Origin of the sequence: Zoogloea oleivorans (assembly GCF_008107625.1) — a bacterium.
GTDB classification, from domain to species: Bacteria; Pseudomonadota; Gammaproteobacteria; order Burkholderiales; family Rhodocyclaceae; genus Zoogloea; species Zoogloea oleivorans.
Window position 1 is genome coordinate 75,151 of sequence record NZ_SDKK01000011.1, and the last position, 16,495, is coordinate 91,645.

Sequence of the window (16,495 nt, forward strand, 5' to 3'; positions counted from 1 at the left end):
TGATATTTAAATGGTTTTTAACAACCTCTCCGACTGGCATGAATATTGATACAGGTCTACTGATATTCCGCCAAACAAATTGGCCCAGATCAGGAGAACCTCATGACCAGCACGACCTCGCCCCCTGTCTTTTGCGGCGCATCGGACGCCCCCTGCAATCCTTCCCGGCGTCAGTTGCTGATTGCCACCGCAGGTGTGGGTGGTGCGCTCGTGGTGGGCACGGCAGTACCCTTCGTGGCCAGCCTGACCCCGTCCGAACGGGCAATGGCGGCCGGCGCGCCGGTGGAAGTCGATATCGACAAGCTGGCTCCCGGCGACCTGATGGTCGTCGAATGGCGCGGCAAGCCTGTATGGATACTGCACCGCACGCCGCAGATGCTTGCGGCGCTGGCAAAGTCTGAACCTGACCTGGCGGATCCGGGTTCGGCGGTCGAATCCCAGCAGCCAGACTACGCACGCAACCCCCACCGTTCGGTAAAACCCGACTACCTGGTCGCGGTAGGGATATGTACCCATCTCGGCTGCTCCCCGTCCAGTGCGTTCGAGCCCGGCAAAGCGGAGATGGGGGCAGATTGGCCGGGCGGCTTCCTGTGCCCCTGTCACGGCTCCACCTTCGACTTTGCCGGACGGGTTTTCAAGAACAAGCCAGCCCCCACCAACCTCGAAATACCTCCCCACAAATACCTGAGCGACGCCCGCCTGCTGATCGGCGCGGATGACTCGGCACGCGGCTGACGCAGACGACAAGCATGGAATGCACAGGACTAAGGCATGTATTTCCGTCAGTTTTTTGACTCGGCCAATGCGGCGATGAGTTACCTGCTTGCCGATCTGCCCACTGGACAGGCGGTAGCGATTGATCCGAGTCCTGATCCTTGTCAGACCCTCGTTCTCAAATCTCTCCTGGCCGAACGTGGCCTCGCCCTGGAATTCATCATGCTCACCCACACTCACGGACAGGCGGCGGACGATCTTTCCGATCACTATCCGGGCGCCGAAATCCTGGTCGGAAAACGGACACGCTCAAAGACGGGCGATCGGTTCGTGGAGCATGGCGAGATGCTCCATTGCGGCAACCAAAGCATTCAAGTCATCGCAACGCCTGGCCATACAGCCGACAGCCTGAGTTTCCTGTGGCTCGATCGACTGTTTTGTGGAGACGCGCTGGAACTCGGTGGCTGTGCCCGAAATGCGGATGAGGATTGCGATCCGGGCAGTCTTTATGACTCGGTGGTCAGACGGCTTTTCGAGCTGCCAGATGAAATCCTGGTCTTTCCCGGACATGATTTCCACGGACGGACCGTCTCGACCATCGGCGAAGAGCGGACACGCAATCCATTCTTCCTTTCACGATCACGGGATGAATTCATCACCGCCTTCAGTAGCTACCAGCATGGACAGGCATGCTTCCCGGCTTCCGGACTTTAATATTTATACAGTGCAATCATGAGCCAGCCAGACACCCACGCGGCAAAGAAACCCGATGCCCACCCCAAGGCCGGAGAGAATGCGGAAGACACCTTATATGCTGTGCGACAAAAGGTTTACCCCCGCGCAGTAACAGGTCTGTTTGCGACCTGGCGGTGGATTCTCGTATGGGCCACCCAGCTGATTTTCTATGGTCTTTGCTGGCTACCCTGGAATGGGCGACAAGCTGTACTGCTGGACGTTGTTGAACGCAAGTTCTACATTTTTGGCTGGATATTCTGGCCGCAGGACATATTCTTTTTGGCAATCCTGCTGATCATCAGTGCCTATTCGCTCTTTTTCTTTACTGCGGTCGCTGGTCGCCTGTGGTGCGGCTATGCATGTCCGCAAACGGTTTATACCGAAATCTTCATGTGGATCGAAGAGAAGATCGAGGGGAATCGCAGCCAGCGGATGAAACTGGACCAATCGCCGATGAGTGCCCGAAAGGTGGCCCTCAAGGCTGCCAAGTTTGGGGCCTGGGGCGCACTGTCCTTATGGACAGGCTTTACCTTGGTGGGCTATTTCACGCCGATCCAGGACTTGCTCCATGAAGCGGTGACATTCAGTTTCGGGCCGTGGGAGCTCTTCTGGATATCCTTTTACGGTGGCTTTACCTACCTCTTTGCGGGCGTCATGCGCGAACAGGTCTGCAAATACATGTGCCCGTATGCCCGCTTTCAGGGGGTCATGTTCGATGCGGATACCCTGGTCATTACCTATGACCCGGAGCGCGGCGAGCCACGTGGGGCACGCAAAAAAGGGGCTGATCCAAAAACAGTTGGCAAGGGCGATTGTGTTGATTGCGGGATCTGTGTTCAGGTCTGTCCGACGGGCATCGACATTCGCAACGGAATGCAATATGAATGCATCGGCTGTGCCGCCTGTATCGACGCCTGCGATCAAGTGATGGAGAAAATGAATTACCCGAAGGGGCTTATCCGTTACACCACCGAGAATGCAATGAAGCGGCAGTGGGGGCGAAAGGAAATACTCGCCCATGTAATGCGGCCGCGCATCCTGATTTACGCCGGCGTTCTGATGGCGATTTGCGCAGCCTTTATGTGGGGTCTGGCAACACGCTCGACCTTGCGTGTTGATGTGATCAAGGATCGTTCGACCCTCAGTCGTGAAGTGGAAGGTGGATTGATCGCCAACGTCTACAACCTGCAAGTCATGAACATGACCGAAAAACCGCGTCGCTTTGCATTGTCCGCAAGTGGCCTGGATGGCGTCCGGGTCAGCCCTGCCGAGCCTTTCGAAGTTGATGCGGCGGGTCTCAAGGCCGTAACCATCGAGGTGGCTGTGCCTCCGGAATCGGGCAAGCCTGGCTCCAATACTGTCTATATCGAAATCAAGGCGCTAGATGATGAAACCGTGTCTGTTCGTGAGAAGACGGCGTTCTTGATACCGCGATAAAGGATTAAAAGCACGGATCACGTAGTCATCGCCACCATCGATAAAAGGGGGCTGGCACAATCAGGATTGCTGTTGCATGCGACAGGCTGCATGACATTGACCAGGGTGAACTGCCATGTCAGCATCTGACAGTACATCTGGCAGACATCGGACCCCATGACAGCCAAGCCCCACCCCTTGCCCGAACTGGTCTCGTTCCTCGAGTCCCTGCCCGAACCGCACATCCTGTGCGACCGCAGCTACCGGATACTGGCCGCCAACGCGGCCTACCGCGCCAACTGTAGTCGCCCCGACGATCTCATCGGCCGCAAGTGTTTCGAGGTGTCCCACCACTATCCCGTCCCATGTGACCAGGCCGGCGAATCCTGCCCGCTCGCCCGCAGTCTCAAATCCGGCCAGCGGGAGCGTGTTGTGCATTTGCACCACACCTCGACGGGAGAAAGTTACGAAAACATCGAGCTGTCGCCGATCAGGGACAGCACCGGCGAGATTGCCTACTTCATCGAAAAGCTGGAGCCGCTGCCGGTAGCCCGCGGCCTCGCCAGCGCCCAAGGTCTGATCGGGCGATCGCCGACGTTCCGGGCCATGCTGGAACTGCTGGCCCGGGTCGCGCCATCGGATGCCACTGTCCTGCTGCAGGGCGAATCAGGAACGGGCAAAGAACTGGTGGCCCAGGCCATCCACGAAGGCAGCCGGCGCGCAGGGCGCCCCTTTATTGGCGTCGATTGCTCCGGCCTCACCGAAACTCTGTTCGAGAGCGAGCTTTTTGGTCATGAACGTGGCGCCTTTACTGGCGCGACCGCACGCAAGGTCGGTCTCGTCGAGGCCGCCAGCGGTGGCACCCTGTTCCTCGATGAACTGGGCGACATTCCGCTGACCATGCAGGTCAAGCTTCTCCGCCTGCTCGAAACCGGCACCTATCGCCGGGTAGGCAGTACCGAACTGGTTCGCTCCGACATCCGCCTGATTTCCGCAACCCATCAGCCACTCAAAACCCTCGTGGCAAAGGGAAAATTCCGCCAGGATCTTTTCTACCGGGTCAATGCCTTTCCGATCAGCCTGCCGCCTTTAAGTGCTCGCCGGGAAGACATCCCGCTTCTGGCCGAGGCGCTGCTCGCACGCGTTGCCCCCGAGCGCGCACTGAAGATTGCCCCTGATGCACTCGCCTGCCTGCTGGCGTACGACTATCCCGGCAATGTGCGGGAGCTGCGCAACATCCTGGAGCGTGCAAGCCTGCTCTGCGATGGCGACACGCTGCAATTTCACCATCTCCCCGAAGAACTGCAGTCGCCTGAAGGAGACGGGCCCATCGAAGCCCCCCTGACGCAAACCACGGACACAAGGACTGACGCAGATCTGGCCGTGGCGCTGCAAGCTCACAAGGGCTCCCGCAAGGCGCTGGCGATCAAACTCGGGATGAGCGAACGAACGCTTTATCGGCGGCTCAAGAGCATCCCGTAAGACACGACGGCACCGGTGGGGCAACCGAGTGATCAGGCACGACCTGCATCGCGCCGTTCAAAAACGCGATCATTGCCTCCATCGCCTTTGCCAGTTCGACGTACTCGTCGTGACTGCCCGGCACCAGCAGTAAACGCACCCGCCCGTCCTCCCGATTGGCGTAGATAAGTTCGGCGTCGCTCACCGGCACGGTGTCATCCTCGGTACCGTGTGCCAGCAGCACCGGGCAACTCGCCCGGCGAATGGTGTTGCAGGGGGCAATGGCGTCGAAGCGGTGGCCGATAACCCGTTGCACATAAAACAGGATGTAGGCGCCCAGCGGCCGGTAGGGAATGCCTTTCCACGCCAGCCAGCGGCGCATCATCGTAGCCGGATGGGCGAAGGCTGCGAGGCTGACCACAGCGGCCAGATCGCGGCGGCGGGAAGCTGCCAGCAATGCCGCACCGGCACCAACCGAATGCCCGATCACGCCAACCCGGCTGGCGTCCACTCCGGGCTGCCGCTTCAGCCAGCACACGGCTTGTTCCAGATCCTCGGCAAAGCGCGGGAGCGACGCAAAAGTGTCACCGTCGCTGCGACCATGGCTGCGCGCGTCAAAGAACAGCAGCGCATAGCCGGCCGCGTGCAGCGGCCCGGCAAGGGGCAGCATCACCTCCGCGTTGCCACCCCATCCGTGCAAAATCGCCAGCGCCGGGGTGGTGTCACCCTCATCTCTGCCAGCCGGAATGAACCAGCCGAACAGGGTCTTGCCACGCATCGCCGGAATCCATACTTCGCGCCAGGGCAAACCGTCCGGCACCCCGCGTTCCGGCACCCGCGGCGCGGCCAGGCCAGTGCGGATCAGGCGATTGAGGCCCAGCACAGCAATGGCCACGAGCACCACGAACAGGGTCACCAGGCTCACAGCGCCCGCCCTTCCCCGGCCTCCTCGACGGTTCGTCCGTCGCGGATGTGGTAGATACGCTTGAAGGTCGGGATGATCTTCTCGTCGTGGGTGACGACGATGATCGCCGTGCGGTACTGGCGTGCCATGTCTTCGAGGATGCGCATGACCCCGAGCGCCCTTTCGCTGTCGAGGGGCGCCGTCGGCTCATCGGCGAGAATCACCGGCGGCCGGTTGGCCAGCGCACGGGCGATCGCCACCCGCTGCTGTTCGCCCCCGGACAGCAACGACGGCCGGGCCGCCGCCCGATGCGCCACACCCAGCGCCGCCAGCAGCTCGGCGGCGCGCTGGCGGGCCACGGCGTTCGGCTGCCCCGCCAGCATCGGCAGCAAGGCCACGTTGTCGGTCACGTCGAGAAAGGGGATCAGGTAAGGCGCCTGGAACACGAAACCGATACGGTCGCGGCGCAGGGCGCGCAGGTCCGAAGTTTTCCACGCGCCGTCGTAGATCAGCTCATCGCCCAGCCACATGCGCCCGGCGGTCGGCTCGATGACGGCACCAAGACATTTGAGCAGCGTGCTCTTGCCTGAACCCGACGGGCCGACCAACCCGACCACCTCGCCGGGCGCCACCGTCAGATTCACATCCTTGAGCGCATCGACAGCGGCCTCGCCTTCGCCGTAGCGCTTTTGCAGACCTTCGATGCGGATGCCGGATTCGCTCATCTCAACCGCCGATCGCCGTGGCCGGGTCAACCCGCAGCGCCGCACGAATAGCCAGCGTGCTGGCGACGGCACAGATCAGCATCACGATCACGAAACCGCGCAGGGCATCGCCGGGTTCGAGCAATACGTATTTCGGGAAGAACGGTGCCCACAACGTCGCCACGGTTTTGCCGACCACAAAACCGATCAGCCCGAGGCCGAGGGCCTGCTGCAGAATCATCCCGGCGATGGTCCGGTCGCGGGTGCCGATGAGCTTGAGCACAGCGATCTCGCGGATCTTGCCGAGCGTCATGGTGTAGATGATGAAGGCCACGATGGCTGCACTGACCACAGCCAGAATGACCAGAAACATGGCGATCTGGCGCGCCGAAGTGGCGATCAGCTTGACCACCAGGATTTCCTCCATCTGCCCGCGGGTGTAGGCCTGCAGGTGCTTCCAGCGCTGGATACCGGCAGCGGCGACTGCAGGCTCGACGCCCTCCTTCACCTGCACCAGCACCGCATTGACGTTGTGGCTGCTGGCCTGGGAAGCCTGGATCGCATCGAGCAGACCGGGTACGCCGGGGCGATTGAGCTGCGGGTTGGCCGCGGTGCGGGCGCGCTCGTTTACGATGGCGTCGTTATCCTTGAGAAACTGGACCTCCTGGGCGTCCTTGAGGGGCACGAAGAGCATCGGGTCGCCGCCGGACGACACCATCCGCCGCGTGAGGCCGACCACCGTGTAGTCGTGCCGCCGTATCCGGATGCGCTCTCCGAGGTGAAAACCGGTCTTCACATCGGCCACCGCCTCGTAATGGTTGCGGGTGATCTGGCGCCCGGCTACCAGATAGCCCGGTTCGCCGGGCTGCCCGGCTTCAAAGCCGACCAGCATCACCCGCACATCCGCCTCCCCGCGCTTCACCTGCATGTTCAGATAGACCACGTTGGCAGCACGGGCCACGCCGGACATCCCGAGCAGGCTGCGATAGACGTCGTCGCGAAGGCTGGACGATTCCGCGTAGGGGCCGAGCGTCTCCTGCTGCACCACCCACAAGTCAGCGCCACTGTTGTGGAGCAGCGCCTTGGCGTCATCGACCATGCCCCGATAGATGCCGGCCATCGACAGGGTAAGGCCGACCAGCAGGCCCAGACCGATACCGGTGAACACAAAGCGCCCCCACGCATGCCGGATGTCGCGACCGGCAAGGTTGATCACGATCCCTCCCCAACGAGGCGCTCGACCACCCGGATGCGACTGCTGGCACCGATTTCCTTCTCGCTGTGCACAATGACGCTATCGCCGCGGCGCAGCCCTCCGCTCACCCGCACCCGACCGTCCAGCCCCGCACTTTCGGGGCGCACCGGCACAAAGCGCAGGCCATCCGCAGCACTCAGCCACACTCCGGTCGTCTCACCCTGGTGCTTGATGCTCGCGCTGGGCAGCAGCAGACCGGATGGACTGGCCGGCAGGGTCAGCGTGACTTCGGCGAGTTCGCCCACCCCCAGGCCCGCTGGCACGGCGTCGAAGGCCACCAGCGCCACACGCTCCTCGGTGACGCTGTCGCTCACCGGCTCGACGCGCACCACCTTGCCCGGCACAGCTTGCGCCGGGTGCGAGCGCAACACGACCTGCGCCGGCAAACCCACCGTCAGCCCGCCGGAACGCCCCTGGTCAATACGCACGCGCACCCACAGGCTGGCCGGCTCAATCAGCCGGACAACCGCCTGCCCGGCAATCACCGTGCTGCCTGGCTCGGCGTCCCGCGTGGTAACAACGCCACTCGCCGGCGCCACCAGGCGCAGGGTCTCCTTTTGCCGCCGCAGCGCGTCCCGCTCGGCGCTGAGGCGCGCGGTATCCTGCCGGGCGCCGGCCAGACTGGCCTCGGCAGCACGCCGACTCGCCTCGGCGGATACCCGCTCCTGCTGCTTCGCCTCAACGACGCTGGGGCTGACAAAGTTGCTGCCACCCAACTCGACGTAACGCCGGGCGTTGATCATCGCCAGTGCCTCGCGGGCCCGGGCGTCGCGCAACTGGGCATCGGCACCGGCAACGAGGCTGCCGGCCCGCGCCACAGAAGCGTCCAGCGCGGCGCGCCGTTCGTCCAGATCCACCGGGTCCATCTCCGCCAGAACCTGACCGACAGCGACCGTGTCGCCCACATCCACCAGCACGCGGCGCACGCGCCCGGCCACTATCGGGCCGATCAGATAGCTGCGGCGGGCTTCTACCGTGCCGATGCCAAAGAGCGCCGGCGCCAACACGCCCTCCTCCACGGCCACCGTCGTCACGCGAATCGGCGCCAGCGGACCCGTGCGGGCCACCACCCAGCCGAAGGCCCCGAGCAGACCCAGTAGCAGCACCGAAAGACCGACGCGACGGAAACGACTGGCGGCGAGCTTCATGATGGTTCCTGGATGGCACGCAGATAGAGAACAAGGACACGGCGGGCTTCGTCCTCAACGCCAGAAGGGCTGGCAGCCAGCATGGACTGCATGACCAGCCCCTGGATGGTACCGATGAAGAGCGTGGCGGCAGCGTGGGTATCGAGTCCGCCACCAACCTGCCCCTGCCGCGCGGCCGCATCGAACAGACGGGCCAGAATCTGCCGGTAACGGCCCAGCAACTGGCGCACGCGCTGCTTGAGCGGCGTATCGTCGGGACGCTGGAGGTCGTGGAAAAGGATGCGCGGCACGCCTGGCCAAGCCATGACGAAGCGAATGTGGGCCATGAAAACCCGCTCCAGCCCATCCAGCGGCGTGCGGCCTTCCTGTGCCGCCCGCTCGAGGGCGGCAATAAGTTCAGCGTCGACCCACGCCAGCACCGCCAGCCAGATCGCGTCCTTGCTCGGAAAGTGTCGGAACACCGCCCCCTGGGTGAAACCCAGCTCCCCGGCGATGTCACCAGTGGTGATGTGGGCCGGGCTCTGCGTCGCAGCAAGATGCAGCACCGCGGCAACAATTTCAGCCCGACGGGCTTCGGTGGGCAGACGGGACTGGGGCGTATCCATTTTGTGGAAAGTAATTAATCAATTACTTTCCATTGTAGATCAAATATTAGAATTTTTTAATATTCAAACATACCCTAAGGTCCGAAGGCTCCCACAAGCGCAGATCGCGCCGCACCGTCCACCGCTCGCGAACCGGCGCGGTGGGTGTATTCCCGCCCGGGCACCAGCGACACGCCAAAGGCGCTGCCAGGTGCAACCGGCGCCACCGGCCACTTCGTCCCCGCCACCGGACGAAAATCATTCGCCTCCAGACGCGCCCGCCAGGCAGCATCGCTCACATGCACGTTACCGGCCTCGGCAGGGAAAAGGGCATCAGTCCATGGCACGCGTCCAGCCTGCGGCCGCTCGGCGCTGCGTTTGATGGCCTCCTCGACACAGGCCCGCCCGACACAGCCTCCCACCAGCAGGTTGTTATAGGTCGTCACACTGACCTGCGCAGGCGACCATACACGCACGAACTCGCCGCCCGCAGGCAAATCATCCACCAGCGTATTGCTGGCCATGACGAGCACGTTGTCCGCGCTCTTCAGCCCTTCCGCGCCAAAGGCAATCATCCGGTTGTTCTCGGTACCGACCGACTGACGAATCAGATTGCCGATCAGCAACACCACGCCCCCGTCGGGGAAATCCATCTCGTAACTGGCCTGGCCACCCACCTCGTCGGTCAGGCGGTTGTACTCGACAAGGTTGAAGCGAGCCCGGCTTTTCAGCAGATGCCCGACCTTGCCATGGTGAAAATAGCTTCCACGAACCTCCAGGCGACTGATCTGCCCGGCATACAGCAGATGGCTCACCCGCGGCGTGACGAGCACCCCGTGGGCAAACTCCGAGTTCTCGACAAACAGGCTCAGCGATTGACGATTCGCCGTCAGAATGCCCATTTCGTTGTCCTCGAACAGGCAGTTGCGCACGGTCAGACGCCCCTCCTCGTGGCGGATGCCCGACCCATTGAGATTCGGCCCCCTTGCCCCCCTGAACACTATGTTCTCGACCAGGAAATCCTCACCGCGAATCACCCAGATGCCCTTCTCCTCCGCGATCCGTCCGCCTGCCTCCAGCACTGCACGACCACCAATACCGCGAATCGTCAGGCGCTTCTGGGACCACACGGCCACGTCACCCACGTAGGTGCCGGCCACGATTTCCACCGTATCTCCATCCTGGGCGCGGGCAGCCGCCATCGCGATCGTGCGGATGGCCTCCTGCGGACCAACGCGCAAAGTCGCCGCCGAAGCGCCCGCCGACATCAGCAGCGCCAGCGCTGCCAACCACCATTTCGCACTCCAATTCATCATCTTCCACCCGTTTCAGCCATGAATCGACTCTCGCCGATTAGAATACAGAAATGTCAGCCGTCGATTTCCACCAGATCCTGGGTCTCACCCCCGATGCCAGCGCCGCCGAGATCAAGCGCGCCTACAAGCGCCTTGCCATGCGCTGGCACCCCGACCGCAATCCGGATCCGCAAGCCCATGTCCAGTTCCGCCTCGTCCGCGAGGCCTTCGAACGCCTCAGCCGCGTGCCGGACCAGGCGCCCGAAGCCCCACCCCGGCGGCACACGCCGAAGGGCGCAGACCGCCGCATGGACATCGAGGTGGACTTGCACGAAGCCGCCCGCGGCGCCACCGTTACCGTCACCATCGAAGGCCGGGAGGCCTGCGACGAATGTGACGGAACCGGCCAGCGCAGCTATGGCCGAACCACCATGTGCGGCACCTGCTACGGCAGCGGCCGGGTCCGTGACGAGGGCGGTCTCACACCCTGTACGGCCTGCAATGGCAAGGGGTTCACCACCGACAACCACTGCCCCGCCTGTACCGGCCGGGGCTGGAACCCGGCCGATCGCCAGCTCGCCATCAACATTCCCGCCGCCATGCTGCCCGGTGAAGAGCTGCGCGTCGCCGGCCAGGGCGGCCCCGCCCCCGAAAACGGCGAACCCGGCGACCTCTATCTGACCCTGCGCGCCAAACCCCACCCGATTTTCCGCCTCAATGGCCACGACCTCCACGTGACGGTACCGGTCAGCATCTTCCGTACCCTCGCCGGTGGCCTCATCGAAGTGCCGACCCTCGACGGCATTCGCGAGGTGCTGCTGTCCGAAGCCTCCGCCGGCACCGAAATCCGGGTCCCCAAAGCCGGCTTCCCCGGCCGCGGCCGACGCCCGGCCGGTGACCTGCAGGTGCACCTCGAAACCCAGTACCCCCAGTTTCTCAGCAAAGAACAAAAGGCCATGCTCGAAATGGCCGAACAGGTCCTGCTGCACCAGCTCGAAGCCCAGAGTCCGTCCCTGGCGAACTGGAACGCAGCACTCGAGGCCTACCGCTGATCCGCACGCCTAGTGCGTGTTCCCCAACCTTCCGTCGTACCCATGCTCCTGAAAACACCCGAACTCCTCGCCCCGGCCGGCTCCCTGGCCATGCTCGACACCGCCTTCGGCTTTGGCGCCACCGCCATCTACGCCGGCCAGCCGCGCTACTCACTGCGCGTACGCAATAATGATTTCGGCGATCTGCCGGTTCTCGCCGACGGCATCCAGCGCGCCCGCGCGCAGGGCAAACGCTTTTACGTGGTCGCCAACATCTTTCCCCACGGCGCCAAGATCAAGACCTTCCTGAAAGATATCGCCCCGGTCATCGCCCTCCAGCCGGACGCCCTGATCATGTCCGACCCGGGCCTGATCCTGATGGTCCGCGAAAACTGGCCCGACATGCCGATCCACCTGTCGGTACAGGCCAACACCGTGAATGCCGCGGCCGTGCGCTTCTGGAAGATGGCCGGTGTGTCCCGCGTGATCCTGTCCCGCGAATTGTCTCTCGACGAGATCGCCAGCGTCCGCCAGGACTGCCCCGACATGGAGCTGGAGGTCTTCATCCACGGCGCCCTGTGCATTGCCTATTCGGGCCGCTGCCTGCTGTCCGGCTACTTCAATCACCGGGACCCCAACCAGGGCAGTTGCACCAACTCGTGCCGCTGGGACTTCAAGACCCACGAAGCCAAGACCTGCGGCGCCGGTGACGTGCATCTGATCGAAGAGCCGCACAAGCGCCCCGGCGAGTACATGCCCATCGAAGAGGACGAGCACGGCACCTACATCCTCAACTCCAAGGATCTGCGCGCCATCGAGCACATCCAGCGGCTCACCGAAATCGGCATCGACTCCTTCAAGATCGAAGGCCGCACCAAGAGCCCGTATTACGTCGCCCGTACCTGCCAGGCCTACCGCCAGGCCATCGACGATGCAGTCGCCGGCCGTTCGCTCGACCCGGCGCTGCTCGGCCAGCTCGAAGGCCTCGCCAATCGCGGCTATACCGACGGCTTTCTGCAGCGCCACACGCCCCACGAAACCCAGAACTACCTGCGTGGCCACTCCGAATCCAATCGCAGCCTGTACGTGGGTGACGTGGTGGGCTTCGACAGCGTGCGCGGCCTGGCCGAAATCGCCTCGAAGAACGCTTTTTCCGTGGGCGACCGGATTGAGCTCGTCCACCCTGCCGGCAACCGGGAAATCCTCATAGATCGGATCGTCAACGCCGCCGGCGACGAGATCCAGCGCGTGCCGGGCAGCGATCACCGGGCCTGGCTACCCCTCCCGCCTGACAGCGTCGGCGCCTTCGTCGCACGTTTTCTGTAGCAGGCGCGAGAATCTTGCATAAGGCGCTGAACTAGTTCAAAATACCGCGTTCCCGGGTGGCCAAATTCACCACCCACTTGTAACTCAAAGGACCCTGCGATGAAAGCCGATATCCATCCGAAATACGAAGCAGTGGCAGTGACCTGCTCCTGCGGCAACGCCTTCACGACCCGCTCCACCATGAGCAAGTCGCAACTGCACGTTGAAGTCTGCTCCGCCTGCCACCCGTTCTACACCGGCAAGCAGAAGATTGTGGACACCGCCGGTCGCGTCGAGCGCTTCCGTCAGAAGTACGGTTCCGTGCAGCGTCTGGGCTGATTACCGCGCATTACCGGTATCGTCCGAAAAAGGCAGCCACGGCTGCCTTTTTTATTGCCCGAAGAGCCCCCACGCATTGCCAAAGCCCATGCCCAACGCCGCACCACGCTTCGCCCTGCCGGCCCCGCTGGAAGGCTGGCCGCTGGCCCTGCTTCTCGCCATCTACCTGCTTGTCGGCACCACCGGACACCTTCCGTGGCGCGGCGATGACCTCACCCATCTGGGGCCGATCCATTCCATCCTGACGAATGGCAGCTGGCTGCTTCCCCAGATCGCCGGTGAAAGCTACCTGGGCAATCCACCCCTCTATTACTGGCTGGGCGCCTTGCTGGCCAAACTGCTGGACTGGCTGATTCCCGTCCACGACGCCGCCCGCCTTGCCAGCAGCGTGTTCACCGCGGCCACCCTCTACTGGACCGGTCTCGCCGCCCGCCGCCTGTACGGAGACAAAGCCTTTACGCCAGCCATCCTGCTTGGCATGGGCTCCCTCGGGCTGGTCGTCCATGCCCACGAAACGCAACCCATACTGGCCCAGCTGGCAGGCATGGCCCTGTGCTACGCCGGTCTTGGCGAGCTGGCCGAAAAGCCTTATCGCGGCGGTATCCAGGCCGGCATCGGAACCGGCATGGCCTTCCTCGCCAGCGGGCTCTCCGGCCTGGTGCTGACCCTCCCGGTGCTCATCATTGCCCCCCTGCTTTGCCCCAACTGCCGATCCCGGGCAGTGATTTCCGGCATTGCCCTCGGCATCGCCGTGGCTGCCCTCATCAGCCTTAGCTGGCTCGGTAGCGTAGCCGCCAGCCAGCCCGGTGAAGTCACCCGGTGGTGGCGCGAAGAACTCCTCAGCATAGTGCCACCCCAGTCCGGCCTACCCTCCTTCGGCAAACTCATCCAGCTCCTCGGCTGGTTCGCCTGGCCCCTGTGGCCGATAGCCGGATGGGCCATCTGGCGCAACCACAAAAAACTCGCCACGCCGCAGCTCGCGCTGCCGATCATCGCCAGCATGCTGGCCATTCTTCTCGTCGCGACCACCGGTGGTCTGCGCGCCGCCAGCACGCTGCCGATCATTCCACCCCTGTGCCTGCTGGCCGCCCTGGGCGTCGAAAGCCTGCGCCGCGGCGCCGCCAACGCCTTCGACTGGTTCGGCGTGATGGCCTTCATCTTCTTCGGACTGCTCGTCTGGCTTGGCTGGAGTGCGCTGCATTTTGGCTGGCCGCCAGGCCTCGCCCGCAGCGTTGCCAAGATGGCGCCTGACTTCCAGGCGGGCAATATCGCCTGGGGCGCCACGATCGGGGCGCTCCTCAGTGCGGCCATGCTGCTTGTCCCGACGCTGATTCAGCGCACGCCCTTGCGCGGTGCCACCAACTGGGCAGTCGGCATGACTCTCCTGTGGTGCCTGGCAGTCACCCTCTGGCAACCATGGTTCGCCCACACCAAGAACTATCAGCCGGTAGCGGCAGAGTTGCGCACCCTCCTCGCCGATCAAGCCCCTGGCTGTATCAAGCGCAAAGGGCTCGGCGACACCCAGCGGGCGGCGCTCGATTACTTCGCCGATATTCGCACCGTTCAGTATCAGGACGCGGCGGACTGCCGGCTGCTCCTCACCTATTCAAGCGGATCCAATTCACAACGAGTTCCAGCGGAGTGGAACATGCTGAAGGAGCGCCGCCTGGGAGCTGGCCGCAAAGCAGAAACATTCAGACTGTATCGCCGCGACTAAGACCCCGCCTCATCAGCACAGCCGCATTACACACCCGACCCCTGATGGCCCTGGCGAGCGACTGCGCAGCGTGAGCCGGCTGCCATCAAAAACCTGTCGAAAACATCCTGAACGTTTTGGAAGTGCCGGCCAATGGCCGACTCCGTACTGACGGACGTCAGGCGCGGAAAGTACAGCAAGCCCGGAGAGGGCCTACTTTTGCTGGGGAGTCTGGACGAAGACCTCGTCCGGCTTGGTGAGCCCAAGCTCGAAGCGGGCGCGTTCTTCCACCGCTTCGTAACCAGTCTTGAGGTCGCGAACTTCCGCTTCCAGACCGGTATTGCGTTGCTCCAGCTTGCGGTTTCCGTCTTTCTGGGCCGCCAGCTGCTTTTCCACTTCCCATACGCGCAGCCATCCACCCTTGCCGATCCACAAGGGATACTGCAAGGCGACAGCAAGAAGGGCTATGACGAGAACTGGCCAGCGCATAAGAAGCGGACCAGCCGGCACAAGGCCGGCCGGTCCGGCCTGCATCAGCGGTTACGCAGGTTGTAGAAGGCCGAGATACCCGGGTAGTAAGCGGTATCGCCGAGATCTTCTTCGATGCGCAGCAGCTGGTTGTACTTGGAGATACGATCGGAACGGGACAGCGAACCCGTCTTGATCTGCATCGCGTTGAGGCCTACGGCGATGTCAGCAATGGTCGAATCTTCGGTTTCGCCCGAACGGTGGGAGATCACCGCGGTGTAACCGGCGCGCTTGGCCATTTCGACGGCCGCGAAGGTTTCGGTCAGGGTGCCGATCTGGTTGATCTTGATGAGGATCGAGTTGGCGATGCCCTTGTCGATGCCTTCCTTCAGGATGCGGGTGTTGGTCACGAAGAGATCGTCACCGACGATCTGCACGCGCTTGCCCAGACGATCGGTGAGGGTCTTCCAGCCGGCCCAGTCACCTTCGGCCATGCCGTCCTCGATCGAGATGATCGGGAACTTGTCGGCGAGGGTTGCCAGGTAATCGGTGAAGCCTTCGGCAGTCAGCGACAGGCCTTCACCCACCAGCTCGTACTTGCCGTTCTTGTAGAACTCGGAAGCCGCGCAGTCCAGCGCCAGCACCACGTCGCGACCCGGCTCGTAGCCCGCGTTGGCGGTCGCTTCGAGGATCATGTTGAGGGCTTCTTCGGTACCGGACACGTTGGGGGCAAAGCCGCCTTCGTCGCCGACGGTGGTGGGGTAACCCTTCTTGTCGGTGAGCTTCTTCAGGTGATGGAAGATTTCGGCGCCACAACGCAGGGCTTCGCGGAAGCTCTTCACGCCAACCGGCATGATCATGCATTCCTGGATATCCAGGGAGTTGTTGGCGTGGGCACCGCCGTTGATGACGTTCATCATCGGCACCGGCAGAGCCATGCCGCCGGAACCACCGAAGTAGCGGTACAGCGGCAGGCCGGCTTCTTCAGCAGCGGCCTTGGCCACGGCCATGGAGACAGCCAGCATGGCGTTGGCGCCCAGGCGGGACTTGTTCTCGGTGCCGTCGAGGTCGATCAGGGTCTTGTCGAGGAAGGCTTGCTCTTCAGCGTCCAGACCGATGATGGCCTCGGAGATCTCCGTGTTGACGTTCTCGACCGCCTGCAACACGCCCTTGCCCAGGTAACGGGCGGCATCGCCGTCGCGCAGTTCGATGGCCTCGCGGGAGCCGGTAGAGGCGCCGGACGGAACCGCCGCACGACCCATAACGCCGGATTCCAGCAACACATCGGCTTCAACGGTGGGATTGCCGCGGGAATCCAGTACCTCGCGGGCAATGACATCAACAATGGCGCTCATGAACTTCCTCTCTTTTCGCTAAATTGAAACCGGCGACCATGAAATCGCCTTGAACTCGTAATCGGAAAACGGCCGCCCATGGCAG

At 63.1% G+C, this 16,495-nt stretch carries 16 protein-coding genes; 8 read left to right on the forward strand and 8 right to left on the reverse strand.

Annotated features, from left to right (window positions below; genetic code table 11):
• Positions 1-102 precede the first annotated feature (102 nt).
• The 4 genes from petA (at position 103) to ETQ85_RS12865 (ending at position 4,347) form a co-directional block, all read left to right on the forward strand.
• Positions 103-735: a ubiquinol-cytochrome c reductase iron-sulfur subunit gene (gene petA, locus ETQ85_RS12850; RefSeq protein WP_148579473.1), complete on the forward strand. Its 633-nt coding sequence runs from the start codon at positions 103-105 to the stop codon at positions 733-735.
• A 36-nt stretch (positions 736-771) separates the two neighbouring features.
• The gene (locus ETQ85_RS12855) at positions 772-1,428 is read left to right on the forward strand and encodes an MBL fold metallo-hydrolase (RefSeq protein ID WP_148579474.1); all 657 of its coding nucleotides are present in this window, start codon (positions 772-774) and stop codon (positions 1,426-1,428) included.
• 18 nt (positions 1,429-1,446) lie between these two features.
• Positions 1,447-2,886: a cytochrome c oxidase accessory protein CcoG gene (gene ccoG, locus ETQ85_RS12860; RefSeq protein WP_148579475.1), complete on the forward strand. Its 1,440-nt coding sequence runs from the start codon at positions 1,447-1,449 to the stop codon at positions 2,884-2,886.
• Between the two features lie 156 nt (positions 2,887-3,042).
• Complete coding sequence (locus ETQ85_RS12865; protein WP_148579476.1) at positions 3,043-4,347, forward strand: sigma-54 interaction domain-containing protein; 1,305 nt, start codon at positions 3,043-3,045, stop codon at positions 4,345-4,347.
• Here ETQ85_RS12865 and ETQ85_RS12870 read toward each other — a convergent pair.
• The 6 genes from ETQ85_RS12870 to ETQ85_RS12895 form a co-directional block, all read right to left on the reverse strand.
• Positions 4,331-5,251, reverse strand: coding sequence for an alpha/beta hydrolase (locus ETQ85_RS12870; protein WP_222862155.1), 921 nt, complete (start codon positions 5,249-5,251; stop codon positions 4,331-4,333). The two genes, ETQ85_RS12865 and ETQ85_RS12870, sit on opposite strands and share 17 nt — an antisense overlap.
• Positions 5,248-5,955, reverse strand: coding sequence for an ABC transporter ATP-binding protein (locus ETQ85_RS12875; protein WP_148579477.1), 708 nt, complete (start codon positions 5,953-5,955; stop codon positions 5,248-5,250). Before ETQ85_RS12875 ends, ETQ85_RS12870 begins: the two co-directional genes overlap by 4 nt.
• Position 5,956: 1 nt before the next feature.
• The gene (locus tag ETQ85_RS12880; protein ID WP_148579478.1) at positions 5,957-7,150 is read right to left on the reverse strand and encodes an ABC transporter permease; all 1,194 of its coding nucleotides are present in this window, start codon (positions 7,148-7,150) and stop codon (positions 5,957-5,959) included.
• Positions 7,147-8,337 carry an efflux RND transporter periplasmic adaptor subunit gene (locus tag ETQ85_RS12885; protein ID WP_148579479.1) on the reverse strand — a complete coding sequence of 397 codons (1,191 nt, stop codon included), beginning with the start codon at positions 8,335-8,337 and terminating at the stop codon, positions 7,147-7,149. The genes ETQ85_RS12880 and ETQ85_RS12885 overlap by 4 nt, the downstream gene beginning before the upstream one ends.
• Complete coding sequence (locus tag ETQ85_RS12890; RefSeq protein ID WP_148579480.1) at positions 8,334-8,942, reverse strand: TetR/AcrR family transcriptional regulator; 609 nt, start codon at positions 8,940-8,942, stop codon at positions 8,334-8,336. The genes ETQ85_RS12885 and ETQ85_RS12890 overlap by 4 nt, the downstream gene beginning before the upstream one ends.
• 74 nt (positions 8,943-9,016) lie before the next feature.
• Positions 9,017-10,237 (reverse strand): right-handed parallel beta-helix repeat-containing protein, encoded by a 1,221-nt coding sequence (locus tag ETQ85_RS12895; RefSeq protein WP_148579481.1) that lies wholly within the window; start codon positions 10,235-10,237, stop codon positions 9,017-9,019.
• 50 nt (positions 10,238-10,287) lie between these two features.
• Between ETQ85_RS12895 and ETQ85_RS12900 the strand changes: the two genes are divergently transcribed.
• From ETQ85_RS12900 to ETQ85_RS12915, 4 genes are all read left to right on the forward strand, one after another.
• On the forward strand, positions 10,288-11,268 hold the full coding sequence (locus ETQ85_RS12900) for a DnaJ C-terminal domain-containing protein (protein ID WP_148579482.1): 981 nt from the start codon (positions 10,288-10,290) through the stop codon (positions 11,266-11,268).
• Positions 11,269-11,310: 42 nt separating this feature from the next.
• The gene (locus ETQ85_RS12905; protein ID WP_148579483.1) at positions 11,311-12,573 is read left to right on the forward strand and encodes a peptidase U32 family protein; all 1,263 of its coding nucleotides are present in this window, start codon (positions 11,311-11,313) and stop codon (positions 12,571-12,573) included.
• A gap of 99 nt (positions 12,574-12,672) precedes the next feature.
• Positions 12,673-12,891, forward strand: a complete 219-nt coding sequence (gene rpmE, locus ETQ85_RS12910) for a 50S ribosomal protein L31 (RefSeq protein ID WP_148579484.1) — start codon at positions 12,673-12,675, stop codon at positions 12,889-12,891.
• Positions 12,892-12,979: 88 nt separating this feature from the next.
• On the forward strand, positions 12,980-14,608 hold the full coding sequence (locus tag ETQ85_RS12915; RefSeq protein WP_148579485.1) for an ArnT family glycosyltransferase: 1,629 nt from the start codon (positions 12,980-12,982) through the stop codon (positions 14,606-14,608).
• A 192-nt stretch (positions 14,609-14,800) separates the two neighbouring features.
• On the opposite strand, the gene ftsB is transcribed toward ETQ85_RS12915, so the two are convergent.
• Together ftsB and eno are read right to left on the reverse strand one after the other, a co-directional pair.
• Positions 14,801-15,076, reverse strand: coding sequence for a cell division protein FtsB (ftsB, locus tag ETQ85_RS12920; RefSeq protein WP_148579486.1), 276 nt, complete (start codon positions 15,074-15,076; stop codon positions 14,801-14,803).
• A gap of 44 nt (positions 15,077-15,120) precedes the next feature.
• Entirely contained in the window at positions 15,121-16,410 is a 1,290-nt protein-coding gene (gene eno, locus ETQ85_RS12925; RefSeq protein WP_148579487.1) for a phosphopyruvate hydratase, read from the reverse strand.
• Positions 16,411-16,495 lie beyond the last annotated feature (85 nt).

What these genes read in the sequence shown, in the direction of transcription:
- ccoG (WP_148579475.1), top strand. Translation starts at nt 1,447, where the DNA reads ATGAGCCAGCCAGACACCCACGCGGCAAAGAAACCCGATGCCCACCCC.
- ETQ85_RS12890 (WP_148579480.1), bottom strand. Translation starts at nt 8,942, where the DNA reads ATGGATACGCCCCAGTCCCGTCTGCCCACCGAAGCCCGTCGGGCTGAA.
- ETQ85_RS12865 (WP_148579476.1), top strand. Translation starts at nt 3,043, where the DNA reads ATGACAGCCAAGCCCCACCCCTTGCCCGAACTGGTCTCGTTCCTCGAG.
- ftsB (WP_148579486.1), bottom strand. Translation starts at nt 15,076, where the DNA reads ATGCGCTGGCCAGTTCTCGTCATAGCCCTTCTTGCTGTCGCCTTGCAG.
- rpmE (WP_148579484.1), top strand. Translation starts at nt 12,673, where the DNA reads ATGAAAGCCGATATCCATCCGAAATACGAAGCAGTGGCAGTGACCTGC.
- petA (WP_148579473.1), top strand. Translation starts at nt 103, where the DNA reads ATGACCAGCACGACCTCGCCCCCTGTCTTTTGCGGCGCATCGGACGCC.
- ETQ85_RS12900 (WP_148579482.1), top strand. Translation starts at nt 10,288, where the DNA reads ATGTCAGCCGTCGATTTCCACCAGATCCTGGGTCTCACCCCCGATGCC.
- ETQ85_RS12855 (WP_148579474.1), top strand. Translation starts at nt 772, where the DNA reads ATGTATTTCCGTCAGTTTTTTGACTCGGCCAATGCGGCGATGAGTTAC.
- ETQ85_RS12905 (WP_148579483.1), top strand. Translation starts at nt 11,311, where the DNA reads ATGCTCCTGAAAACACCCGAACTCCTCGCCCCGGCCGGCTCCCTGGCC.
- eno (WP_148579487.1), bottom strand. Translation starts at nt 16,410, where the DNA reads ATGAGCGCCATTGTTGATGTCATTGCCCGCGAGGTACTGGATTCCCGC.
- ETQ85_RS12875 (WP_148579477.1), bottom strand. Translation starts at nt 5,955, where the DNA reads ATGAGCGAATCCGGCATCCGCATCGAAGGTCTGCAAAAGCGCTACGGC.
- ETQ85_RS12895 (WP_148579481.1), bottom strand. Translation starts at nt 10,237, where the DNA reads ATGATGAATTGGAGTGCGAAATGGTGGTTGGCAGCGCTGGCGCTGCTG.
- ETQ85_RS12885 (WP_148579479.1), bottom strand. Translation starts at nt 8,337, where the DNA reads ATGAAGCTCGCCGCCAGTCGTTTCCGTCGCGTCGGTCTTTCGGTGCTG.
- ETQ85_RS12915 (WP_148579485.1), top strand. Translation starts at nt 12,980, where the DNA reads ATGCCCAACGCCGCACCACGCTTCGCCCTGCCGGCCCCGCTGGAAGGC.